Annotated in this window: 17 protein-coding genes; 2 read left to right on the top strand and 15 right to left on the bottom strand. The window is 70.1% G+C overall.

The genetic code is table 11. From position 1 onward, the window contains the following. Positions 1-21: 21 nt before the first annotated feature. The 12 genes from AC1DE0_RS03720 to AC1DE0_RS03665 all read right to left on the bottom strand — a co-directional run bounded on the left by AC1DE0_RS03720 (position 22) and on the right by AC1DE0_RS03665 (position 13746). On the bottom strand, positions 22-765 hold the full coding sequence (locus tag AC1DE0_RS03720; protein ID WP_478097237.1) for a gamma-glutamyl-gamma-aminobutyrate hydrolase family protein: 744 nt from the start codon (positions 763-765) through the stop codon (positions 22-24). Between the two features lie 10 nt (positions 766-775). Beyond that, the gene (locus tag AC1DE0_RS03715; RefSeq protein ID WP_478097235.1) at positions 776-1543 is read right to left on the bottom strand and encodes a 3-oxoacyl-ACP reductase; all 768 of its coding nucleotides are present in this window, start codon (positions 1541-1543) and stop codon (positions 776-778) included. 60 nt (positions 1544-1603) lie between these two features. Beyond that, positions 1604-2977, bottom strand: coding sequence for an aldehyde dehydrogenase family protein (locus AC1DE0_RS03710; RefSeq protein ID WP_478097233.1), 1374 nt, complete (start codon positions 2975-2977; stop codon positions 1604-1606). Positions 2978-3069: 92 nt separating this feature from the next. Next, entirely contained in the window at positions 3070-4437 is a 1368-nt protein-coding gene (locus tag AC1DE0_RS03705; protein ID WP_478097231.1) for a glutamine synthetase family protein, read from the bottom strand. Between the two features lie 17 nt (positions 4438-4454). Continuing rightward, on the bottom strand, positions 4455-5183 hold the full coding sequence (locus AC1DE0_RS03700) for a FadR/GntR family transcriptional regulator (RefSeq protein ID WP_478097229.1): 729 nt from the start codon (positions 5181-5183) through the stop codon (positions 4455-4457). Positions 5184-5236: 53 nt separating this feature from the next. Continuing rightward, a complete protein-coding gene (locus AC1DE0_RS03695; RefSeq protein WP_478097227.1) occupies positions 5237-7708 on the bottom strand; it encodes a GcvT family protein in 2472 nt (823 codons plus the stop codon). Then, positions 7708-8670, bottom strand: coding sequence for a phosphotransferase (locus AC1DE0_RS03690; protein ID WP_478097225.1), 963 nt, complete (start codon positions 8668-8670; stop codon positions 7708-7710). Before AC1DE0_RS03690 ends, AC1DE0_RS03695 begins: the two co-directional genes overlap by 1 nt. Further along, complete coding sequence (locus AC1DE0_RS03685; RefSeq protein ID WP_478097223.1) at positions 8667-10256, bottom strand: amino acid permease; 1590 nt, start codon at positions 10254-10256, stop codon at positions 8667-8669. Before AC1DE0_RS03685 ends, AC1DE0_RS03690 begins: the two co-directional genes overlap by 4 nt. A gap of 165 nt (positions 10257-10421) precedes the next feature. After that, a complete protein-coding gene (locus tag AC1DE0_RS03680) occupies positions 10422-11246 on the bottom strand; it encodes a Cof-type HAD-IIB family hydrolase (RefSeq protein WP_478097221.1) in 825 nt (274 codons plus the stop codon). Between the two features lie 4 nt (positions 11247-11250). Then, positions 11251-12348 carry a branched-chain amino acid aminotransferase gene (locus AC1DE0_RS03675; protein ID WP_478097219.1) on the bottom strand — a complete coding sequence of 366 codons (1098 nt, stop codon included), beginning with the start codon at positions 12346-12348 and terminating at the stop codon, positions 11251-11253. 135 nt (positions 12349-12483) lie between these two features. Further along, positions 12484-13548, bottom strand: coding sequence for a 3-isopropylmalate dehydrogenase (locus AC1DE0_RS03670; RefSeq protein ID WP_478097217.1), 1065 nt, complete (start codon positions 13546-13548; stop codon positions 12484-12486). Between the two features lie 117 nt (positions 13549-13665). Then, positions 13666-13746, bottom strand: coding sequence for a 3-isopropylmalate dehydrogenase (locus AC1DE0_RS03665; protein ID WP_081633825.1), 81 nt, complete (start codon positions 13744-13746; stop codon positions 13666-13668). A 390-nt stretch (positions 13747-14136) separates the two neighbouring features. On the opposite strand from AC1DE0_RS03665, the gene AC1DE0_RS03660 reads away from it, so the two are divergent. Continuing rightward, entirely contained in the window at positions 14137-15426 is a 1290-nt protein-coding gene (locus tag AC1DE0_RS03660) for an AI-2E family transporter (RefSeq protein ID WP_478097215.1), read from the top strand. 18 nt (positions 15427-15444) lie between these two features. Here AC1DE0_RS03660 and serA read toward each other — a convergent pair whose 3' ends face one another. After that, complete coding sequence (gene serA / locus AC1DE0_RS03655; RefSeq protein WP_478097213.1) at positions 15445-17028, bottom strand: phosphoglycerate dehydrogenase; 1584 nt, start codon at positions 17026-17028, stop codon at positions 15445-15447. A 203-nt stretch (positions 17029-17231) separates the two neighbouring features. On the opposite strand from serA, the gene AC1DE0_RS03650 reads away from it, so the two are divergent. Then, positions 17232-18038, top strand: a complete 807-nt coding sequence (locus AC1DE0_RS03650) for an SDR family oxidoreductase (protein WP_478097211.1) — start codon at positions 17232-17234, stop codon at positions 18036-18038. A 71-nt stretch (positions 18039-18109) separates the two neighbouring features. Here AC1DE0_RS03650 and ilvC read toward each other — a convergent pair whose 3' ends face one another. Together ilvC and ilvN are read right to left on the bottom strand one after the other, a co-directional pair. Next, the gene (gene ilvC / locus AC1DE0_RS03645) at positions 18110-19138 is read right to left on the bottom strand and encodes a ketol-acid reductoisomerase (RefSeq protein WP_478097209.1); all 1029 of its coding nucleotides are present in this window, start codon (positions 19136-19138) and stop codon (positions 18110-18112) included. A gap of 57 nt (positions 19139-19195) precedes the next feature. After that, positions 19196-19708: an acetolactate synthase small subunit gene (gene ilvN / locus AC1DE0_RS03640; protein ID WP_442291727.1), complete on the bottom strand. Its 513-nt coding sequence runs from the start codon at positions 19706-19708 to the stop codon at positions 19196-19198.

The following is a 19708-nucleotide window of genomic DNA, read 5'->3' as shown; positions in this document are numbered from 1 at the left end:
TCCCGCGCGCCGGGGCGACCGTCAGCCGCGAGCGCCCTCACGCCCGGCGGCATACGTCCTCGCTGCTGCGACGAGCGCGTGGAAGAGGCGCGGGTCGTCGCCGACCTCCGGGTGCCACTGGACGGCGATCCGGAAGGCCGCGCGGGGGTCCTCCATCGCCTCGAGGGTGCCGTCGTCGGCCCAGGCCGACGGCTCGTAGCCGGGGTGGGTCAGCACCGACTGGTGGTGGTAGCTCGGCACGTCGGCGCCGTCGCCGAGGATGCCGGCCAGCCTCGTGCCCCCGACGGTGCGCACGTGGTGGTTGCCGTAGGTCGCCGGTGCCGGTGAGTGCAGGTCGTGGCCGACCCGGTCGGGCAGGTGCTGCTCGAGCACTCCCCCGGCCGCGACCGCCATCACCTGCATGCCCCGGCAGATGCCGAGCAGTGGCACGTCGAGGGCGGCGGTGGCGTGCGCAAGGGCGAGCTCGGTGGTGTCGCGGTCGGGCCGCGACGCCTGCACCGACGCATGACGCTCGTCGGCGTAGAGCTCCGGTGCCACGTCGACGCCGCCGGCGAGGATCACCCCGTCGAGCCGCGAGAGCAGCTCGTGGGCGACCCCGTCGTCGGCGTCGGGTCGCGGCGGGACGACGACCGCGATGCCGCCGGCGTCCTCGACGTGGCCGACGTAGCGGTAGGGCACCAGCGCTCCCGGCACGTCGACCCACCGGCCCCACGAGGCCCGTTCGACGTAGGCCGTGATGCCGATGACCGGCCGCGCGTCCACCACGACAGTCCCCTCAGAGCGGCGTGACGTAGGCGCCGGAGATGCCGCCGTCGACGAGGAAGGTCGAGGCCGTGATGAAGCTCGACTCGTCGGACGCGAGGAAGAGCACGGCGTTGGCCATCTCCTCGGGCTCGCCGAACCGGCCCATGGGCACGTGGACGAGCCGGCGCGCGGCGCGCTCCTCGTCCTTGGCGAAGAGCTCCTGGAGCAGCGGGGTGTTGACCGGGCCCGGGCAGAGCGCGTTGACGCGCACCCCCTCACGAGCGAACTGGACGCCGAGCTCGCGGCTCATCGACAGCACGCCGCCCTTGCTCGCGCTGTACGAGATCTGCGACGTGGCGGCGCCCATGACGGCGACGAAGGACGCCGTGTTGATGATCGAGCCCTTGCCCTGCTCGAGCATGTAGGGCAGGGCGGCCTTGCAGCACAGGTAGACCGAGGTGAGGTTGACCTCCTGCACCTTGCGCCAGGCGTCGAGGTCGGTGTCGAGGATCGAGTCGTCCTCGGGCGGGCTGATGCCGGCGTTGTTGAAGGCGATGTCGACCGAACCGTAGGTCTCCTTGGCCGTGCGGAAGAGGGCGTCGACATCCTCCTTGCTCACGACGTCGACGCGCGCGAACGTGCCGCCGACCTCGTCGGCGATGCGGGGCCCGTTGGCCTCGTCGAGGTCCCCGATGACGACCTTGGCGCCCTCCTCGGCGAACCGTCGCGCCGTGGCGAGACCGATGCCGGAGCAGCCGCCCGTGATGACCGCGACCTTGCCGTCGAGCCTGCCTGCCATGAGTCCTCTTTCCTTGCCGTTCAGCCGATTTCGGTGGTTCGAGATCGTGGTGAGCGGTCGTCAGTCGGTCGAGATGAAGACGTTCTTCACCTCGGTGAAGGCCTCGAGCGCGTCGGGTCCGAGCTCGCGGCCGATGCCGCTCTGCTTGAAGCCCCCGAACGGCGTCGAGTAGCGCACGCTGCTGTGCGAGTTGACCGAGAGGTTGCCGGCCTCGACGCCGCGCGCGACGCGCAGGCCGCGCCCGAGGTCGCGGGTCCAGATGGACCCCGAGAGGCCGTATGCCGTGTCGTTGGCCTTGGCGACCGCGTCGGCCTCGTCGTCGAACGGGAGGACGGCGACGACCGGCCCGAAGACCTCCTCCTGCCAGACGGCGTCGGTCGTCGAGCGCGGCAGGACGACGGTGGGGGCGTACCAGTGGCCGGCCCCCTCCGGCGCGGTGCCACGGAACGCGACGTCGACGTCGTCGGCCGCTCCCTCGACGTAGGCACTGACCCGGTCGTGCTGCTCGGCGCTGATGAGCGGACCCATCTCGGCGGCCTCGTCGTGGGGGTCGGTGACGACGACGCCACGCACGGCCGTCTCGAAGTGCTCCATGAACGTCTCGAAGGCGCTGCGCTCGACGAGGATGCGACTGCGCGCGCAGCAGTCCTGCCCCGCGTTGTCGAAGACGGCATACGGCGCCCGGGCGGCGGCCAGCTCGAGGTCGGAGTCGGCGAAGACGATGTTGGCGCTCTTGCCACCCAGCTCGAGGGTGACCCGCTTGACCTGGTCGGCGGCGCCTCGCATGATCCGCTGGCCGACCGCAGTCGACCCGGTGAAGCAGATCTTGCGGACGTCGGGGTGGGTGACGAAGCGCTCCCCCACGACAGATCCCTTGCCCGGGATGACCGTGAAGACACCCTCGGGGATGCCTGCCTCGAGGGCCAGCTCACCGAGGCGCATGGCCGTGAGTGGGGTGAGCTCGGCCGGCTTGAGCACGACGGCGTTGCCGGCTGCGAGGGCCGGCGCGAAGCCCCAACCGGCGATCGGCATCGGGAAGTTCCACGGCACGATGATGCCAACGACCCCGAGCGGCTCACGGAAGGTGACGTCGATGCCGCCGGCCACCGGGATCTGCCGGCCGAAGTTCCGCTCGGGCGCACCGGAGTAGTAGGCCAGCACGTCGCGCACGTTGCCCGCCTCCCACCGTGCGTTGCCGATCGTGTGCCCGGCGTTCTCGACCTCGAGCAGCGCAAGCTCCTCCTGGTGCTCGCCCACGAGGTCGGAGAAACGGCGCAGCAGCAGCGCGCGGTCGGCGGGGGCGACGGTGCGCCAGGACGGGCTTGCCGCGGAGGCGCGAGCGATCGCGGCGTCGGTCTCGTCCACGGTGGCGAGCTCGACGCTGCGGACGAGCTGCTCGGTGGCGGGGTTGATGACGTCGTGCGTCGTGGTCATCTCTCTCGTCTCCTCCTCGTCCGATGTGTTCCACGGTCACGGATGACCGTGGAACACATCGAACCGGGTCGTGGTGGGGCGGGCAATGTGGGTCAGAGGCGTTCGAAGCCGCGGCGTCGCTCCCAGTCGGTGACCGCGGCGTTGAAGGCAGTGATCTCGACGTCGGCCGCGTTGACGTAGTGGTCGACGACCTCGTCGCCGAAGGCGGCTCGTGCAACGGCCGAGCCGGCGAGCAGGTCGCGCGCCTCCTGCAGGGTCGAGGGCACGTGCGGCTTGTCCGAGGTGTAGGCGTTGCCCTCGAGGGCAGGCTCCAGCTCGAGCTGCTGCTCGATGCCGTGCAGGCCGCCGGCCAGCATGGCGGCCACCGCGAGGTAGGGGTTGAGGTCGCCTCCTCCCACCCTGTTCTCCACGCGCAGGGCCGGGCCGTGGCCGACGACGCGCAGAGCGCAGGTGCGGTTGTCACGTCCCCATGCCACGGCGGTCGGCGCAAAGCTGGCCGAGGCAAAACGCTTGTAGGAGTTGATGTTCGGTGCGTAGAAGTACGTCAGCTCACGCTGGGTCGCGAGGATTCCGGCGAGGAAGTGCTCGAACATCTCGCTGTGCCCGTGCTCGCGCTCGTCGTCGACGAAGACCGTCTCGCCGTCCTCCCCGCGCAAGGAGAGGTGGATGTGGCACGAGCTGCCCTCGCGCTGGTCGAACTTGGCCATGAAGGTGAGCGACTGCCCGTGGTGGGCCGCGATCTCCTTGGCCGCGTTGCGGTAGACCACATGGTTGTCGCACGTGCGCACGGCCGTGTCGAAGAGGAAGCCGATCTCGTGCTGGCCGTAGTTGCACTCCCCCTTGGCGCTCTCGACGACGGCGCCGGCGGCGTACATCTCGTTGCGGATCTCGCGCAGCAGCGGCTCGACGCGGTCTCCGCCGAGGATGGAGTAGTCGACGTTGTAGCGGTTCGCGGGCGTGAGGCCCGTGTAGCCGGCATCCCAGGCCTGCTCGTAGGACTCCTGGAAGACGATGAACTCGAGCTCGGTGCCGCAGTGGGCAGTCATGCCGAGGGCTGCGGCCCGGTCGACCTGGGCCTTGAGCACCGAGCGGGGCGACTGCACCACGGGACCGCTGCCGTCGAGCCAGGTGAGGTCGCACTGCACCGTCGCCGAGTGCGGCGTGCCGGGGGTGCGCCGAAGGGTGTCGAGGTCGAGGTCGAAGAACATGTCGCCGTAGCCGCGCTCCCACGAGGAGATCGCATAGCCGTCGACGGTGTTCATGTCGACGTCGACCGCCAGCAGGTAGTTGCAGCCCTCCGTGCCGTCCTCGAGCACATGGTCGAGGAAGTAGTGCCCGTGCAGGCGTTTGCCCTGCAACCGGCCCTGCATGTCCGTGAAGGCCACGATGACCGTGTCGATCGTGCCTTCCTCGATGTCGGCCCGCAGCTGGTCGAGGGTCAGGGTGGGCGCAGGCGCCATGTCGTGCCTTCCTGTCGCTATCCGATGAGGCCGCGCAGCAGCGCGGAGGTGGCGTCGCAGTGCTCTTCCATGACTGCTCGGGCTCGTTCCGCCTTGCCGCCGAGGATGGCCCCGACGATCTGGTGGTGCTGGGCGTTCGAGTGCTCGATGTTGCGTCTGAGCACCGGGATCGCCATGAGCATGTCGTGCAGCGCCGACTGGGAGCGGGTGACGGCATCGATCAGCATGGGCGACCCGGACAGGGTCGCGATGGCGAGGTGGAGCCGCGAGTCGGCCACCCGGTGGGCCGCCGAGTCTGCCGCCTCGTCCACCTCGACGAGGCAGTCCATGAGCCAGGCACGCTGGTCGCCGGCGAGCGCCTGGGTGGCCGCGAGCCAGGCCGCACCCGGTTCGACCACGCGGCGGAAGGTGAGGGCGTCGAGCATCGCGGCGCCACTGCGCACGAATGCACCGGGGGCCGGGGGTGGCAGCTCCACCGACTCGGTGACCCACGTGCCGCCGCCCCGCCCGCGGCGGGTCGTCACCAGCCCCGAGTCGCGCAGCGCCGCGATGGCCTCACGGAGGGTGTTGCGGCTGACCCCGAGACGCTCGGCGAGCTCGCGCTCCGGCGGCAGCTGCTCACCGCGCGCGAAGACGCCGAGACGGATGGCCGTCGCGAGCTGTTCGACGGTGCCCTCGAAGACGTTGCCGGTCGCGGGGCGCAGCACGACGTCCGGCAGGGACGGCTGTCGTACCGTTGCGCTCACGTGTCGATCCAATACCGTCACCTCCTCCGCGTCAATGGTCTGAGAAAGAACCATTAGGCTGTGTCATTCCCGTCGCGCCGCAGTCGGCGCCCGTCCGGGTCCAGCGGCGGGCGCATCCCGATTGTCACCGGATGGCGGCGCCCTGCGACGTCAATCTCCCAGTCCCCAGACCGGATCCACGCTCCCGTGGCCGTGCCCGACTCGCGCTCGCCGACCAGCGCGAGGCCGACGCCGGCGCCGACCGTCGCGCCCCAGGCCGCGCTCGTCACCTGCCCGACCGGACGGCCGTCGCGCAGCACGAGCTCACCGCCCCACGCGTATGCCGTCGGGTCCCCGGCGACGAACGACACGACCCTGCGTGGCGAGGTGGCCGCTCGTGCTGCCTCGACGGCTTCTCGGCCGAGGAAGTCGTGGTCGGAACCGAGCTTGCACGCGAAGCTCAGCCCCGCCGTCACCGGGCCGGTCTCGGTCGTCAGCTCACGACCGAAGGCCCGATAGCCCTTCTCGAGCCGCATCGCCTCGATGGCGTAGTAGCCGGCCGGGCGCACTCCCAGGTCGGCGCCGCTACGGAACAGGTCGTCGTACACGCCGACAGCCAGATCGGTCGGGACGTAGAGCTCCCAACCCAGCTCACCCACGTAGGTGATGCGCGTGGCGCGGGCGCGGGCGGCGCCGACCCTCACCTCGCGGCTCGTGGCGAAGGGAAAGGCGTCGTCGCCGAAGTCGTCGTCGGAGAGCGCGGCCAGCAGCTCGGCCGATCGTGGCCCCATGACGCCCAGGACGGCATACGCACTCGTCACGTCGACGACGCTCGCGTCCGCCCCCTCGGGCACGTGGCGGGCTATCCAGTCGAGGTCGCGCACCGTCGTGGCCGCGCTGCTCACCACGAGGTACTCGTGCTCACCCGTGCGCGTGACCGTCACGTCGGACTCGTAGGTTCCGCCGGCGTTGAGCAGCCCGGTGTAGACGGTGCGCCCGACGGGGACGGCGACGTCGGCGGCGCAGATCCACTGGAGCGCGCGCTCGGCGTCCCGACCGACGACGAGGTACTTGGAGAACGACGTCTGATCGAAGACGGCCACGGCCTCGCGCGTGGCCCGCTGCTCGTCGACGCACCAGTCGACCCAGGTCGGACGATCCCACGAGTAGTCCAGCACCGGCGGGCTGCCCTGTGGTGCAAAGACGTTCGCGCGTTCCCAGTGGTTGCGGGTGCCGAGGACGGCACCCTGGCGGACGATGCGGTCATGGACGGGCGAGAGCCGCTGCGGTCGACCGGTCTCGAGCTCCCGGTTGGGCCACGGCACCGCGTAGTGCAGGCCCAGCACCTCGACGACGCGGTCGCGCAGCCAGGCGTTGTTGTCCGCGAGCGGCGAGAAGCGCCGGATGTCGGCGCTGATGAGGTCGATGGTGGGCCTCCCCTCGACGACCCACTCGGCCAGCGCGCGCCCCGCCCCACCGGCACTGGCGATACCCACGGAGTTGAAGCCGGCCGCGACGAAGAAGCCTGGCAGCTCGGGGGCCTCACCGACGACGAACTGGTTGTCGGGGGTGAAGCTCTCGGGACCGTTGTAGAACTTGCGGATGCCCGTCTCGGCCAGCACCGGGAGCCGGTGGACCGCGCTGTCCATGAGGACCTCGAAGTGCTCCCAGTCCTCGTCGAGCAACGCGAACTCGAAGGGGTGGGGGATGCGGTCGGGTGACACCCACGGCTTGGCCTCGGGCTCGAAGCCGCCGACGAGCAGGCCGCCGACCTCCTCCTTGACGTAGGTGTAGCCGTCCGGGTCGCGGAGCACGGGCAGGTCGCGGTGGACGCCGTCGATCGGCTCGGTCACGACGTAGAAGTGCTCTGCCGAGTGCAGCGGCACGTTGACGCCGGCCATCGCCCCCACGGCTCGGGCCCACTGCCCTGCGCAGTTGACGACGACCTCCGCCTCGACGTCGCCGTGCTCGGTGCGCACCCCGGCGGCCCGGCCGCCCCGCGTGAGCACGCCGGTGACGCGCACCCGCTCCGCGACGCGGACACCGAGCTGGCGCGCGCCCTTCGCGAGCGCCTGGGTGAGGTCGGTCGGGTTCGCCTTGCCGTCGCCCGGCAGCCAGATCGCCCCGAGGAGGTCGTCGGCCCGGATGAGCGGGTAGCGTTCCTGCGCCTGCTCGGTCGTGAGCAGCTCGCACTCGAGGTCGTAGGCCGCGGCGCTGGCCGCGGTGCGACGCAGCGCAACCATCCGCTCGGGCGTGCGGGCGACCGTCAGGCCTCCGCACACGCGGTAGCCCGTGCCCAGGCCGGTCTCGGCCTCCAGCCGGGAGTAGAGGTCGGTGGAGTACTGGACGAGGCGCGTGCCGGCCTCTGTCGCGCGCAGCTGCCCGACGAGCCCGGCCGCGTGCCACGTCGTGCCGCACGACAGGCTGCCCTGCTCCAGCAGCAGCACGTCCGTGCGCCCGAGGTGGGCCAGGTGGTAGGCGACACTCGCGCCGATGACTCCCCCACCGATGACGACGATCTCTGCGCGAGAAGGGATCTCGACCATCAGCTCCCCCTCGCATCCGCTGAGTCCTCCCCGACGGCGGCGTCGATCAGCGTGTCGAGCCGGGCACTCGTCAGCAGCCGGGCCGCCGGCTCGAAGCGCTCCATCGCGAAGGACCAGAAGTCTGCGTCGAGATCGGAGACGCCGTGCTGGATCGCGCCCCACAGGGTCCAGGCGTGCTGTCCGGCAAGACCCCACAGCTCGGCGCGCGCCAGGAGCCGGTCGCTCAGCCGCCCGTGGTACGCCTCCACGACCTCGGCGAGCCCGTCGGGCCCGAGCCGCGACTCGTTGACGAGGTTGCCGAGCTCGAACGACGCCTCGTTCGTGCCGGAATACTCGTAGTCGATGATTCGGACGTCGCCGCCATCGTCGAGGAAGTTCGCCGCGAGCAGGTCGTTGTGGCAGGGCACCAGGGGGTCACGGTGCACTCGAAGCGCCAGCTCGACGCGGGCGATCGCGTCGTCGAGCTCCCAGTAGCCGTCGGGCACTGCGAGTCCCCTCTGGTGGACGAGAGCGGCATACGTTCGCTGGATCGCGAACATGTCGAAGCGCGAGGCGAACTCGGGCCCGGCGTGCAGCCGTCGCAGCGAAGCGGCGATCCGGCCGAGGTTCGCGCCGACGTCTGCCGCGGCATACGTGCGCCCCGGGAGGAACTCGACGACGAGGATGCCCTCTCCGGGCACGTAGTCGACGACCGGCGCCCCGACGCCGGCGACGGCCGCGGCACGCGAGTTGTGCCACTCGTGCTCACGGTCGACGGCGAGCATCGCGCTGGAGGGCGACGAGATGCGTACGACCACGTCCGTCCCGTCGGCCCGCACCCGGTAGTTGTGGTTGGTCAGGCCGCCCGGCAACGCCGTCACCTCGCTCGGCCGTCCCGAGAGGGAGAGCCGAGCGAGGGCGGTGGCGAGCTGGTCGGCCGTCCCGGGAGCGTGGGCCGGCCGGGCCCGCGGCTCGTTGGTCACTCGCCGTAGACGGCCGCGACCTCGGGGTCGACGTTCTGCTTGGGACCGGCGAACCAGTGCCGCGCCGAGGCCTGCCACCAGATGGTCAGGGCCAGCAGGGCGCCGACCGTGACAAGCGGCGCGTAGTTGACGAACTTCCACTCGAACACGTCGCTGAACGGCACCGCGCCAGGCACGAACGGCATCATCAGGTAGATGGAGACGATCACGATCTCGGCCACCGCGATGGGGTTCATCCAGCGGTACTTCGCCCCGTTGTTCCACGAGCCCGCCTGGAAGCTGTCGCCGGCGCGCCAGCGCAGCCAGATCGGGATCGCGAACGAGAGGTAGAGACCGATCACGGCGATCGACGTCACCGCGTAGAAGGCGACCGGGACAACGAGCGGAGCCTGTTCGGTGCCGAGGTTGACGCGGATCAGCGCGGGCAGCGTGACGATGGCACTGACCACCGCCACGATGAGCACGGCGTTGGCGGGGACGCGTTTGGGCGAGAGGGTCGACCACAGCCGCGAGAAGGGCACGGCCCCGTCCCGGCTGAAGGCGAAGAGCATCCGCGAGGCCGACGTCATGCACGAGGTGGCGCAGAAGACCTGGGCCGCTGCCGAGATGAAGAGGACGAGGCCGCCCCAGCTCGTGCCCAGCGCCGTCGCGAAGATGTAGCCGACGCCGCCCGCGCCCACGCCGGCGTCATCGGGTGCGCCGCCCTTGTTCGGCACGGCGAAGACGACGCAGAGCAGCAGGAGGTAGCCGCCGAGGGCGGAGTAGGCGATCGAGCGCCACATCCCCTTGGCGGCAGCCTTCGACGCCGACTGGGTCTCCTCCGACAGGTGGGCAGAGGCGTCGAAGCCGGTGATCGTGTACTGCGTGAGCAGGAAACCGAAGGGCACGATGGCGAACCAGTAGCCGATCCCGCCCGTGTCGGCGTTGAAGAAGCCGGAGTTGTTGAAGCGGTGCGTGAAGACGTAGCTGAAGGACTGGTGCTGGTCCGGGACGAGCAGCAGGATCACGATGATCGCGGCCGCACCGAAGACGTGCCACCACACGGACACGTTGTTGAGGACCGCCATGAGGTGGCCGCTGAAGATGTTGAGGACGGCCACGAGGGCGAGCACCGCGACGAAGATGAGGAAGACGCGCGTCAGCGAGTAGCTCTGGGCGTAGCCGGACGACCATGTCGAGATGGTCAGGTCGATGAAGGTCGCACAGCCGTAGGCCACACCAGCCGTGACGGCGATGAGACCGATGAGGTTGAGCCAACCGGTGTAGAACCCGGCGCGTGGGCCGCCGAGCTTCGATGCCCACCAGTAGATCCCGCCCGATGTCGGGAAGGCCGACACGAGCTCGGACATCGTGAAGCCGATGATGAGGATGAAGACGGACAGGATCGGCCAGGACCAGGAGATCGAGATGGGGCCGCCGTTGTTCCAGCCCGCGCCGAAGTTCGTGAAGCAGCCGGCGAGGATCGAGATGATCGAGAACGAGATGGCGAAGTTGGAGAAGCCCGACCATGATCGGTGGAGCTCCTGCTTGTAGCCGAGTTCCGCGAGCCGGCGTTCGTCGTCGGAGAGTTTGGTCACGTCGGACATGAGTGCACTCCTTGCTTCGGTATGAAGTTGCGCCGATGCTACTGCTGCACGAGTGCGGCGAAAAGACCTCTCTTCCTACGGTTTCCGTAGGGGCAGAGAGGTTTGACCGGCGTGAACGCCGTCGCACTGCCGACAATGGCCCCGTAAGAGACCATTTGTGCCGCGTCAGCTCGAGAGCACCGCTTCGATCGCCCGCGCGACGCCGTCCTCGTCGTTCGCTGCGCACGTGCGGTCTGCCGCGGCCGCGACGTCAGGGTGGGCGTTCGCGACGGCCCACCCGACACCCGCCCACTGGATCATCGGGAGGTCGTTGGGCATGTCGCCGAAGGCCCAGACGTCGGAGGCGTCGATGCCGAGCCGGGCCGCCCACCGTTCGAGCGCAACGGCCTTGGTCACGCCGGGGGCATTGATCTCGGCCAGTCCGAACGCTCCCGAGAAGTGCAGGTGGCCCCTGCCGCCGACGACCTCCTCGACCGTGGCGAGGAACTCCTCGAGCGGCACGCGGTCGGTGACGGCGAGGAGCTTGCCCACCGGCTCGGCCCCGATCCCCTCCACGGGACCGTGCGCGGCGCCCTCGGCGATCGAGTCGACGTGCGGGTCGGGGTAGCCGGGGCCGAGGTAGGGACCGCTGGCGCGCTCGGCGAGAAAGGCCACCTGCGGGAGCGCCGAGGTGAGGTCGGCGACGATCGACTCGACGACGCCGGCCTCGAAGCAGTGCGTTTCGAGCAGCCGCCGCCCGGCCACCTCGTAGACGAATGCCCCGTTGCCGCAGATCGCGATGCCTCGCGGGCCGACGACGTGCTCGAGGTCGTGGAGCCAGCGCGGCGGGCGCGCGGTGACGAGCACCGTCTCGATGCCGGCCTCGTCGGCCGCGGCCCAGGCTGCGCGTGTCCGCTCGGAGACCGAGCCGTCGGAGCGCAGCAGGGTGCCGTCGAGGTCGGTCGCGACGAGGCGCGGCCGCGGCAGCCTCGACTCCCCCGCTGCGGCCACCGGGTCAGACGAGACGGGTCAGCCAGCCGTGAGCGTCCTCGGCGCGGCCGTACTGGATGTCGAGGAGCTTGTTGCGGATCGCCTCGGCGTAGCGGTCCTCGTGGCCCTCGCGTCGGTGGTCGACCGACCCTCCGTCCCAGCGCAGCTCACCCACGGGAGTGACGACGGCGGCGGTGCCGCAGGCGAAGATCTCGACGATGTCGCCGCCGGCCGCGCCCTCTTTCCACTCCTCGATGGGGATGCGGCGCTCCTCGGGCTCGAGGTCGAGCTCCTTGGCGATCTCGAGGATGGAGCTGCGGGTGACCCCCTCGAGGATCGTGCCCGTGAGCTCGGGCGTGATGATGCGCCCGTCCTTCGTCACGAGGAACAGGTTCATGCCGCCGAGCTCCTCGATGTACGTGTGCGTCGAGGAGTCGAGGAAGACGGCCTGGTCACACCCGTGGTCGATGCCCTCGAGCTGGCCGGCGAGCGAGCTCGCGTAGTTGCCGCCACACTTCGCCGAACCCGTCCCGCCCTCGCCCGCGCGGGCGTAGTCGGTGGAGATCCAGAGGGTGACCGGCTTGAGGCCGCCGGAGAAGTAGGCGCCGGCCGGGGAGGCGATCACCGAGTAGGTGACCCGCTGGGCCGGGCGCACGCCGAGGAACGCCTCGGACGCGAACATGAACGGCCGCAGGTAGAGGCTCTTCTCCCCCGCGTCACCGGCCGGCACCCACTCCTGGTCGACGGAGACGAGCTGCCGCAGCGACTCGATGAAGTCGGCCTCCGGCAGCACGGGCAGCGCGAGGCGCCGGGCCGAGCGCGCGAACCGAGCGGCGTTGGCCTCGGGACGGAACGTCCAGATCGAGCCGTCGGCGTGACGGTAGGCCTTCATGCCCTCGAAGATCTCCTGCGCGTAGTGGAGCACCGCCGCCGCCGGGTCGAGCTGGAACGGGCCGTAGGGCTGGACCTGCGCGTCGGCCCAGCCGCCGTCGGCGGTCCACGTCGCGACGACCATGTGGTCGGTGAAGGTCTTGCCGAAGCCGGGGTTCTCGAGGATCTCGGCGATGCGCTCGGGCGGGGTGACGTCGTCGCGGCGCGTCACCTCGAAGGACAGCTGGGTCATGACAAAACCTCCATGGAGCGAAAATCAGCAGTGATCCGATGTCAGGCTATCGCCCACATCGTGAGACGACGAAGCCGGGCGCCCGCTCGCGCAGGGCCCGGCCGTCGTGCGGTGCGGGTCGCCCGCAGCGTGCTGTCAGAGGCGACCGATGACCGCGTCACCGACGGCTGTGGTGCTGCGTACGGCCTCACCCCGGTCGGCGAGGTCCGCAGCGACGGCGGCGTCGACCCGCTCGGCCTCTGCGTCGAGCCCGAGATGGGCAAGGAGCATGCCGACCGACAGGATCGCGGCCGTCGGGTCGGCCTTGGACTGGCCGGCGATGTCGGGGGCCGAGCCGTGCACGGGCTCGAACATGCTCGGGGTCGTGCGCGCCGGGTTGATGTTGCCCGAGGCTGCGAGACCGATGCCGCCCGCGATGGCGGCGGCGATGTCGGTGAGGATGTCGCCGAAGAGGTTGTCGGTGACGATGACGTCGAAGCGCCCCGGGTCGGTCGCCATGAAGATCGTGGCGGCGTCGACGTGCTGGTAGGCGGTCTCCACGTCGGGGAACTCGATCCCGACCTCCTCCACCGTGCGCCGCCACAGGTGGCCGGCGTGGGTGAGGACGTTGTGCTTGTGCACAAGCGTCAGATGCTTGCGCGGGCGGGCCTGGGCGCGGGCGAACGCGTCGCGCACGACGCGCTCGACGCCGTAGCGGGTGTTGACGCTGACCTCGGTCGCGATCTCGGCCGGGGTGCCGACACGGAGGGCGCCGCCGTTGCCGACGTACGGGCCCTCGGTGCCCTCACGAACGACGACGAAGTCGATGCCGTCAGGAGCGACGCGGGCCACGTCCAGGGGGCTGGCCACCCCGGGGAACAGCTTGGCCGGGCGCAGGTTGACGTAGTGGTCGAGCGCGAAGCGCAGCGGGAGGAGCACGCCGCGTTCGAGCACACCGCTGGGAACCGTCGGGTCACCGATGGCACCGAGGAGGATCGCGTCATGGTCGCGCAGCTCCTCGAGCACCGAGTCGGGGAGCGTCTCTCCGGTGGCGTGCCAGCGACGGGCGCCGAGGTCGTAGTCGGTGGTCGCGAACTTCGGACCGGCGGACCCGGTCACGGCGTCGAGCACCTTGAGGCCCTCGGCGACGACCTCGGGACCGATGCCGTCACCACCGATCACGGCGATCGAGTAGGCGTCCTTGACCTGCGTCTCTCCCATGCGCCAAGCCTAGATCGCGTCTTGTGATGTGGAACGTGCGTCTCATTTGGTGAACGACGACGAAGGCCCCCGCCCAACTGGGGCGGGGGCCTTCGGCAGGCGATCAGTACGCCTGCGTCAGTCCTCGGTGTGGCCCTGGTCTCGCAGGTCCATGGACTCCTGCAGTGCCTGACGGGCGGCCTTGGCGTCTTCGCTCATGGTGATCACGTCTTTCGAGTTGCTGTGCTGTCAGTGGTCTCAGGTGGCTCAAGCCCGGGTGGGCGAACCAGTCAGCAGGAGGGTGCGCGGGATCTCCGCGGCGAGGTGCTGACTACCTGGACTCGCCGCGGCGGGGAATAAGTACGACCTGCCGCGTCATGCATTTCACGGTACGCCGCGCTACTCACGGGTAAAGGGGGTTTCCACCAAATGAGACGCGGCGTCCACCATTCGTCCACCATTCGTCCACTGACGACGATGTACCCGTGTCGCGGGTCACCCCTCGTCGACCCCGGGTGTGATGCGGCGACGTCGCCGCGCTGCGTCGTCGTTCGGTCGTCCGAGCGCGGCCTCCCGCACCAGCCGCACGTGGGAACGTAGGCTCGCCGCGTGAGCGCCCACCACCCCGACTCGCACGCCGAACCGCACGCCCACAGTGCCGATCCGCACACCGACCTGCACGACCGGCACGACCGGCACGTCCACCACGCGGTCCCCGGGGTGCCCTTCGACGACGAGGCCCGCTGGATCGCCGTGACGCCGGGCAACGCCCGACGCATCACGATCATCGTGCTGACGGGCGTGGTCCTGCTCTCGATCGCAACCTGGGCCTTCCACGCGCTCGCCAGCTTCCTCTTCCTGCTTCTGCTCGCCTGGCTCATCTCCATCGCGATGGAGCCGGTGGTGCTGTGGCTCGCCTCCCGGGGCATGAAGCGCGGGCTCGCGACCGGACTCACGATGCTCGGGCTGCTCCTGCTCTTCGCGGGTCTTGCCGAGCTCTTCGGGCAGGTCTTCGTCTCGCAGGTGTCAGAGCTCGGCACGCAGCTGCCCGGCGCCGTCACCTCGGCCATCAACTGGGTCAACTCGACCTTCGGCACGACCTTCGACCTCGAGCAGGTGCGCCAGGCGCTGAGCCTCACCCCTGACAAGCTGGGCGAGCTCGCCGGTCGCTACGGCGGCGGCATCGTGGGCATCTTCGGCTCGCTCTTCACCTTCCTCTTCGACAGCCTGACGATCCTCGTCTTCGCCTACTACCTGTCCGCCGACAGCCCGCGCCTGCGTCAGACCATCGGCTCCTGGCTGCCGCAGAGATACCAGCGCGTCTTCATCACGGTCTGGACGATCTCCGTGGAGAAGACCGGCGGCTACGTCGTCTCGAAGCTCGTCCTCGCAGCCCTGTCGGCCGTCTTCCACGCGTCGTTCTTCTGGATCATCGACGTCCCGTTCTGGCTGCCCCTCGGCGTCTTCGCGGGCATCGTCGGCCAGTTCATCCCCACGATCGGCACCTACATCGGCGTGGCCCTGCCTGCGCTCTTCGCGGTGCTCGACAAGCCGATCAACGCCGTCTGGATCGCGGTCTTCGCGACCATCTACCAGCAGCTCGAGAACTACGTCTTCACGCCGCGCATCAGCCGCCGCACCATGGACGTCCACCCGGCGGTCGCGCTCGGCTCGGTCATCGCCGGCGCCGCCCTCTTCGGCGCGATCGGCGCCCTCATCGGCATCCCGATCGCCGCGGTGGCCCTCGCGATCCTCGACACCTTCAGCAAACGTCACGACCTCGTGCCCGAGCTCGCCGAGCTCGACACCTCCGACGACGAGGACGACGAGGACGACGAGGTCGAGGCGACGGACGAGTCGGAGGGCGACGACGCGAAGGACGCCGCCCGCCGCACCTGAGCGGACCGGCGCGCCGGCTCAGTCCTGCAGGTCGACGACCGAGAAGTTCTCGGCCTCCACCACGTCGGACAGCTCGGCCGCCAGCGCGGGCGGGACGGCGCTGTCGACGTTGAGCACGCCGATCGCGCGGTCCTGCTGGCGCGAGACCTGCATGCCACCGATGTTGATGTCGGCGTCGCCGAGGATGCGGCCGATGTTGCCGATCACTCCGGGCCGGTCGGAGTACTCGAAGACGAGCATGTGCTCGGTGAGCGGCACCTCGAGGTCGTAGCCGTTGACACCGACGAGCTTCTCGACGAGCTTCGGGCCGGTCAGGGTGCCCGAGACCGAGACGACGGTGCCGTCGGCGAGCGTGCCCCGCAGCGTCGTGACGTTGCGGAAGTCGCCCGAGTCGGGATCGGTCACGAGCCGCACGACGCACCCGCGCTGCTCGGCGAACACAGGCGCGTTGACGTAGGTGACGGGGTCCTCGACCACGTCGGTGAACAGGCCCTTGAGCGCGACGAGCTTCCAGACGTTGACGTCGTGCTCGGTGATCTCGCCGCGCACGTCGACGTCGAGCTGGGTCGGCACGCTGCCGGCGACKGCCGTGAACATCCGCCCGAGCTTCTCGACGAGAGGGATGCCGGGCCGGACCTCCTCCGCGATGAAGCCGCTCGAGACGTTGACGGCGTCGGGCACGAGCTCGCCGCCGAGGGCGAGGCGCACCGACTTCGCGACGGCGACCCCGGCCTTCTCCTGCGCCTCCTCGGTCGAGGCGCCGAGGTGCGGCGTGACGACGACCGACTCGTGGTCGAACAGCGGGGACTCCGTGGTCGGCTCGGTCGCGAACACGTCGATGCCTGCGCCGGCGACGCGGCCCTCGGCGATGGCCCGCGCCAGGGCGGCCTCGTCGACGATGCCCCCGCGGGCGGCGTTGACGATGCGCACCGAGGGCTTGACCTTCGCAAGGGCCTCGTCGCCGATGAGACCCAGGGTCTCGGGCGTCTTCGGCAGGTGGATCGTGATGAAGTCCGACTGGGCGAGCAGCTCGTCGAGGCCGACCAGGTGTGCGCCGAGCTGGCCGGCCCTGGCGGGCGAGGCGTACGGGTCGTAGGCGACGATCTTCATACCGAAGCCCTTGAGGCGCTCGGCGACGAGGGCGCCGATCCGCCCGAGGCCGACCACACCGACGGTCTTGTCGAGCAGCTCGACACCGGAGTACTTGCTCCGCTTCCAGGCGCCGGCCTTGAGCGCCTGGTTGGCGGGGGCGATGTTTCGGGCGGTCGCGAGGAGCAGCCCGACGGCCAGCTCTGCGGCCGAGGTGATGTTGGAGGTAGGCGCGTTGACGACCATGACACCGGCCCGCGTCGCCGCCTGGACGTCGACGTTGTCGAGGCCGACGCCTGCGCGGGCGATGACCTTGAGCCGCCTCGCCGCGGCGATCGCCTCGGCGTCCATCTTCGTCGCCGAGCGGATCAGAACGGCGTCGACGTCGGCAAGAGCCGGGAGCAGCACCTCACGGTCGGCCCCGTCGACCGAGCGGATCTCGAAGTCCGGACCCAGAGCCTCGATCGTTGCGGGCGACAGCTCTTCGGCGATCAGGACAACGGGCTTGCTCACAGGTGGTTCCCTTTCCGAGACGGAGCGGCGGGCATGTCGTGGAGGGCAAGGGCCAGGTCCATCGCGGACGCGGGCCGTCGGCGGCACCGCGGCGTGCCGTCGGCGAGTCTAGGGGCTCGGGTGGCGAGAATCACGGAACGTGACCATTCCGTGAACCGGTCCGGGACCCCATTCGTGTCTTGGTCGCTGGACACCCGGTCCGTATGCCGGGACGCCGGCACGGCGTCAGGGCTACCGTGGGTGACGTGCGAGTGGTCGTGACAGGCGGAGCAGGAGATCTGGGCTCCCGAGTGGTGAGGCAGATCCGCGAGCGAGGCCACGAGGCGGAGTCGGCGAGCCGCCGCACCGGGGTGGACCTCAGGACCGGCGCTGGGCTCGACGCGGCCCTCCGAGGAGCCGACTCCGTCGTGCACTGCGCAGACGACCCGTCCGCCGGGGACTTCGTGACGGTCTACGGCACGCGACGGGTCGCCGACATCGCGGCCGCCCACGACGTGCACCTCGTGCACATCTCGATCGTCGGCATCGACGACCACCCGTTGGCCTACTACAAGCGGAAGCTCCGGGCCGAGCAGGGCATCGCTGCTGCCGGTGGTCCGGCGACCGTCGTGCGTGCGACCCAGTTCCACTCTCTCGCAGCGTTCTTCGCGCGGACCTTGACGAAGGGTCCGTTGACCTTCGCCATGGGCGACATGGCGTTCCAGCCCGTCGACACCGACCACGTGGCCACCCGCCTGGCCGACCTCGCGCTGGGGGGCCGCCCGACGGCATACGCGAGGGCGACGGACCTCGCCGGGCCAGACGTCCTCACGCTCGGCGACATCGCGACTCTCGTTCGCTCCCACCGGGGCGCATCGTCGCCCCGCGTCGTGCACCTGCCCGCGGTCGGTACTGTCCCGAAGGCGTTCGCCCGCCGGGCCAACGTGCCGGCCGCCGGGAGCGCCGAGACGGGCGGCCGAACGTTCGCCGCGTGGCTCGCCGAGCAGCCGAGCCGGCTGGCGGGACGGTGACCTTTGTCCGCCGGTGAACGACGACGGCCGGCCACCCCACGAACGGGTGACCGGCCGCCAGGCAGAGACGGTCAGCGCGCGGCCGAGCCCTCGGTGTAGTCCGAGTCGGTCTGCTTGACCCAGGCCATCAGCTTGCGCAGCTCGCGGCCCGTGCCCTCGATCGGGTGCTGGGCACCCTTCTCGCGCAGGGCCTTGAACTCCGGGGCGCCGGCGTCCTGGTCGTCGATGAAGCGCTTGGCGAAGGCGCCGTTCTGGATGTCGCCCAGCACGGCCTTCATGTTCTCCTTGACGTGCGGGTCGATCACACGCGGACCCGAGACGTAGTCGCCGTACTCGGCGGTGTCGGAGACCGACCAGCGCTGCTTGGCGATGCCGCCCTCGATCATGAGGTCGACGATGAGCTTGAGCTCGTGCAGGCACTCGAAGTAGGCGACCTCGGGCTGGTAGCCGGCCTCGACCAGGGTCTCGAAGCCGTACTGGACCAGCTGGCTCGCACCGCCGCAGAGCACGGCCTGCTCACCGAAGAGGTCGGTCTCGGTCTCCTCCGTGAACGTGGTCTTGATGCCGCCGGCGCGCAGGCCGCCGATCGCCTTGCCGTACGCCTTGGCGAGGTCCCACGCGGTGCCGGACGCGTCCTGCTCGACAGCGAGAAGAACGGGAACCCCACGGCCATCGGCGAACTCGCGGCGCACGATGTGGCCAGGACCCTTGGGGGCGACCATGAGCACGTCGGCGTCGGCCTCCGGCTTGATGTAGCCGAAGCGGATGTTGAAGCCGTGCCCGAAGAGGAGTGCGGCGCCATCCTTGAGGTTGGGCTGGATGTCGTTGGCGTAGACGGTGCGCTGCACCTGGTCGGGCGTCAGGATCACGACGAGGTCGGCCTCCTTGACGGCGTCGGCGACCGAGGTCACGGAGAGGCCCTCGGCCTCGGCCTTGGCCCGGCTCTTGCTGCCCTCGGCGAGACCGACGCGCACGTCGACGCCCGAGTCGCGCAGGTTGAGCGCGTGGGCGTGGCCCTGGCTGCCGTAGCCGATGACGGCGACCTTCTTGCCCTGGATGATCGACAGGTCGGCGTCGTCGTCGTAGAACATCTCGGCCATGGTGGCCTTCTCCTTCGGTTGCGGGTGCTGTTGCTCTGGTGGTGGGTGGAAGTGAGGTCAGGCGCTGCGCAGGCTGCGGTCGGTGATCGAACGCGACCCGCGGCCGACGGCGACCATGCCCGACTGGACGAGCTCCTTGATGCCGAACGGCTCGAGGACGTCGAGGAGGGCGCGCAGCTTGTCGGAGTTGCCCGTCGCCTCGATGACGACGGCGTCGGTGGTCACGTCGACGACCTTGGCCTTGAAGAGCTGGATCGTGTCGATGACCTGGCTGCGGGTCGCCGCGTCGGCCCGGACCTTGACGAGGACGATCTCGCGCTGGACCGAGGCGTGGGCGTCGAGCTCGACGACCTTGAGCACCTCGATGAGCTTGTTGAGCTGCTTCGTCACCTGCTCGAGGGCGGCACCCTCGACCTCGACGACCACGGTGATGCGCGAGATCTCGGGCAGCTCGGTCGGGCCGACCGCGAGCGAGTTGATGTTGAAGCCCCGGCGCGAGAAGAGCGCTGCGACGCGGGTCAGCACGCCGGGCTTGTCCTCGACGAGCACCGACAGGGTGTGCTTGCTCAT

The organism is Terrabacter sp. 05T424, assembly GCF_056396225.1.
This window is presented reverse-complemented; position numbering and strand designations above follow the sequence as displayed.

Bases quoted from the DNA above. Each gene is read 5' to 3' on its own strand.
- AC1DE0_RS03675 (WP_478097219.1), bottom strand. From the start codon at position 12,348: ATGACCCAGCTGTCCTTCGAGGTGACGCGCCGCGACGACGTCACCCCG.
- ilvC (WP_478097209.1), bottom strand. From the start codon at position 19,138: ATGGCCGAGATGTTCTACGACGACGACGCCGACCTGTCGATCATCCAG.
- AC1DE0_RS03670 (WP_478097217.1), bottom strand. From the start codon at position 13,548: ATGGGAGAGACGCAGGTCAAGGACGCCTACTCGATCGCCGTGATCGGT.
- AC1DE0_RS03650 (WP_478097211.1), top strand. From the start codon at position 17,232: ATGCCGGGACGCCGGCACGGCGTCAGGGCTACCGTGGGTGACGTGCGA.
- AC1DE0_RS03715 (WP_478097235.1), bottom strand. From the start codon at position 1,543: ATGGCAGGCAGGCTCGACGGCAAGGTCGCGGTCATCACGGGCGGCTGC.
- AC1DE0_RS03685 (WP_478097223.1), bottom strand. From the start codon at position 10,256: ATGTCCGACGTGACCAAACTCTCCGACGACGAACGCCGGCTCGCGGAA.
- ilvN (WP_442291727.1), bottom strand. From the start codon at position 19,708: ATGAGCAAGCACACCCTGTCGGTGCTCGTCGAGGACAAGCCCGGCGTG.
- AC1DE0_RS03705 (WP_478097231.1), bottom strand. From the start codon at position 4,437: ATGGCGCCTGCGCCCACCCTGACCCTCGACCAGCTGCGGGCCGACATC.
- AC1DE0_RS03710 (WP_478097233.1), bottom strand. From the start codon at position 2,977: ATGACCACGACGCACGACGTCATCAACCCCGCCACCGAGCAGCTCGTC.
- AC1DE0_RS03695 (WP_478097227.1), bottom strand. From the start codon at position 7,708: ATGGTCGAGATCCCTTCTCGCGCAGAGATCGTCGTCATCGGTGGGGGA.
- AC1DE0_RS03665 (WP_081633825.1), bottom strand. From the start codon at position 13,746: ATGAGCGAAGACGCCAAGGCCGCCCGTCAGGCACTGCAGGAGTCCATG.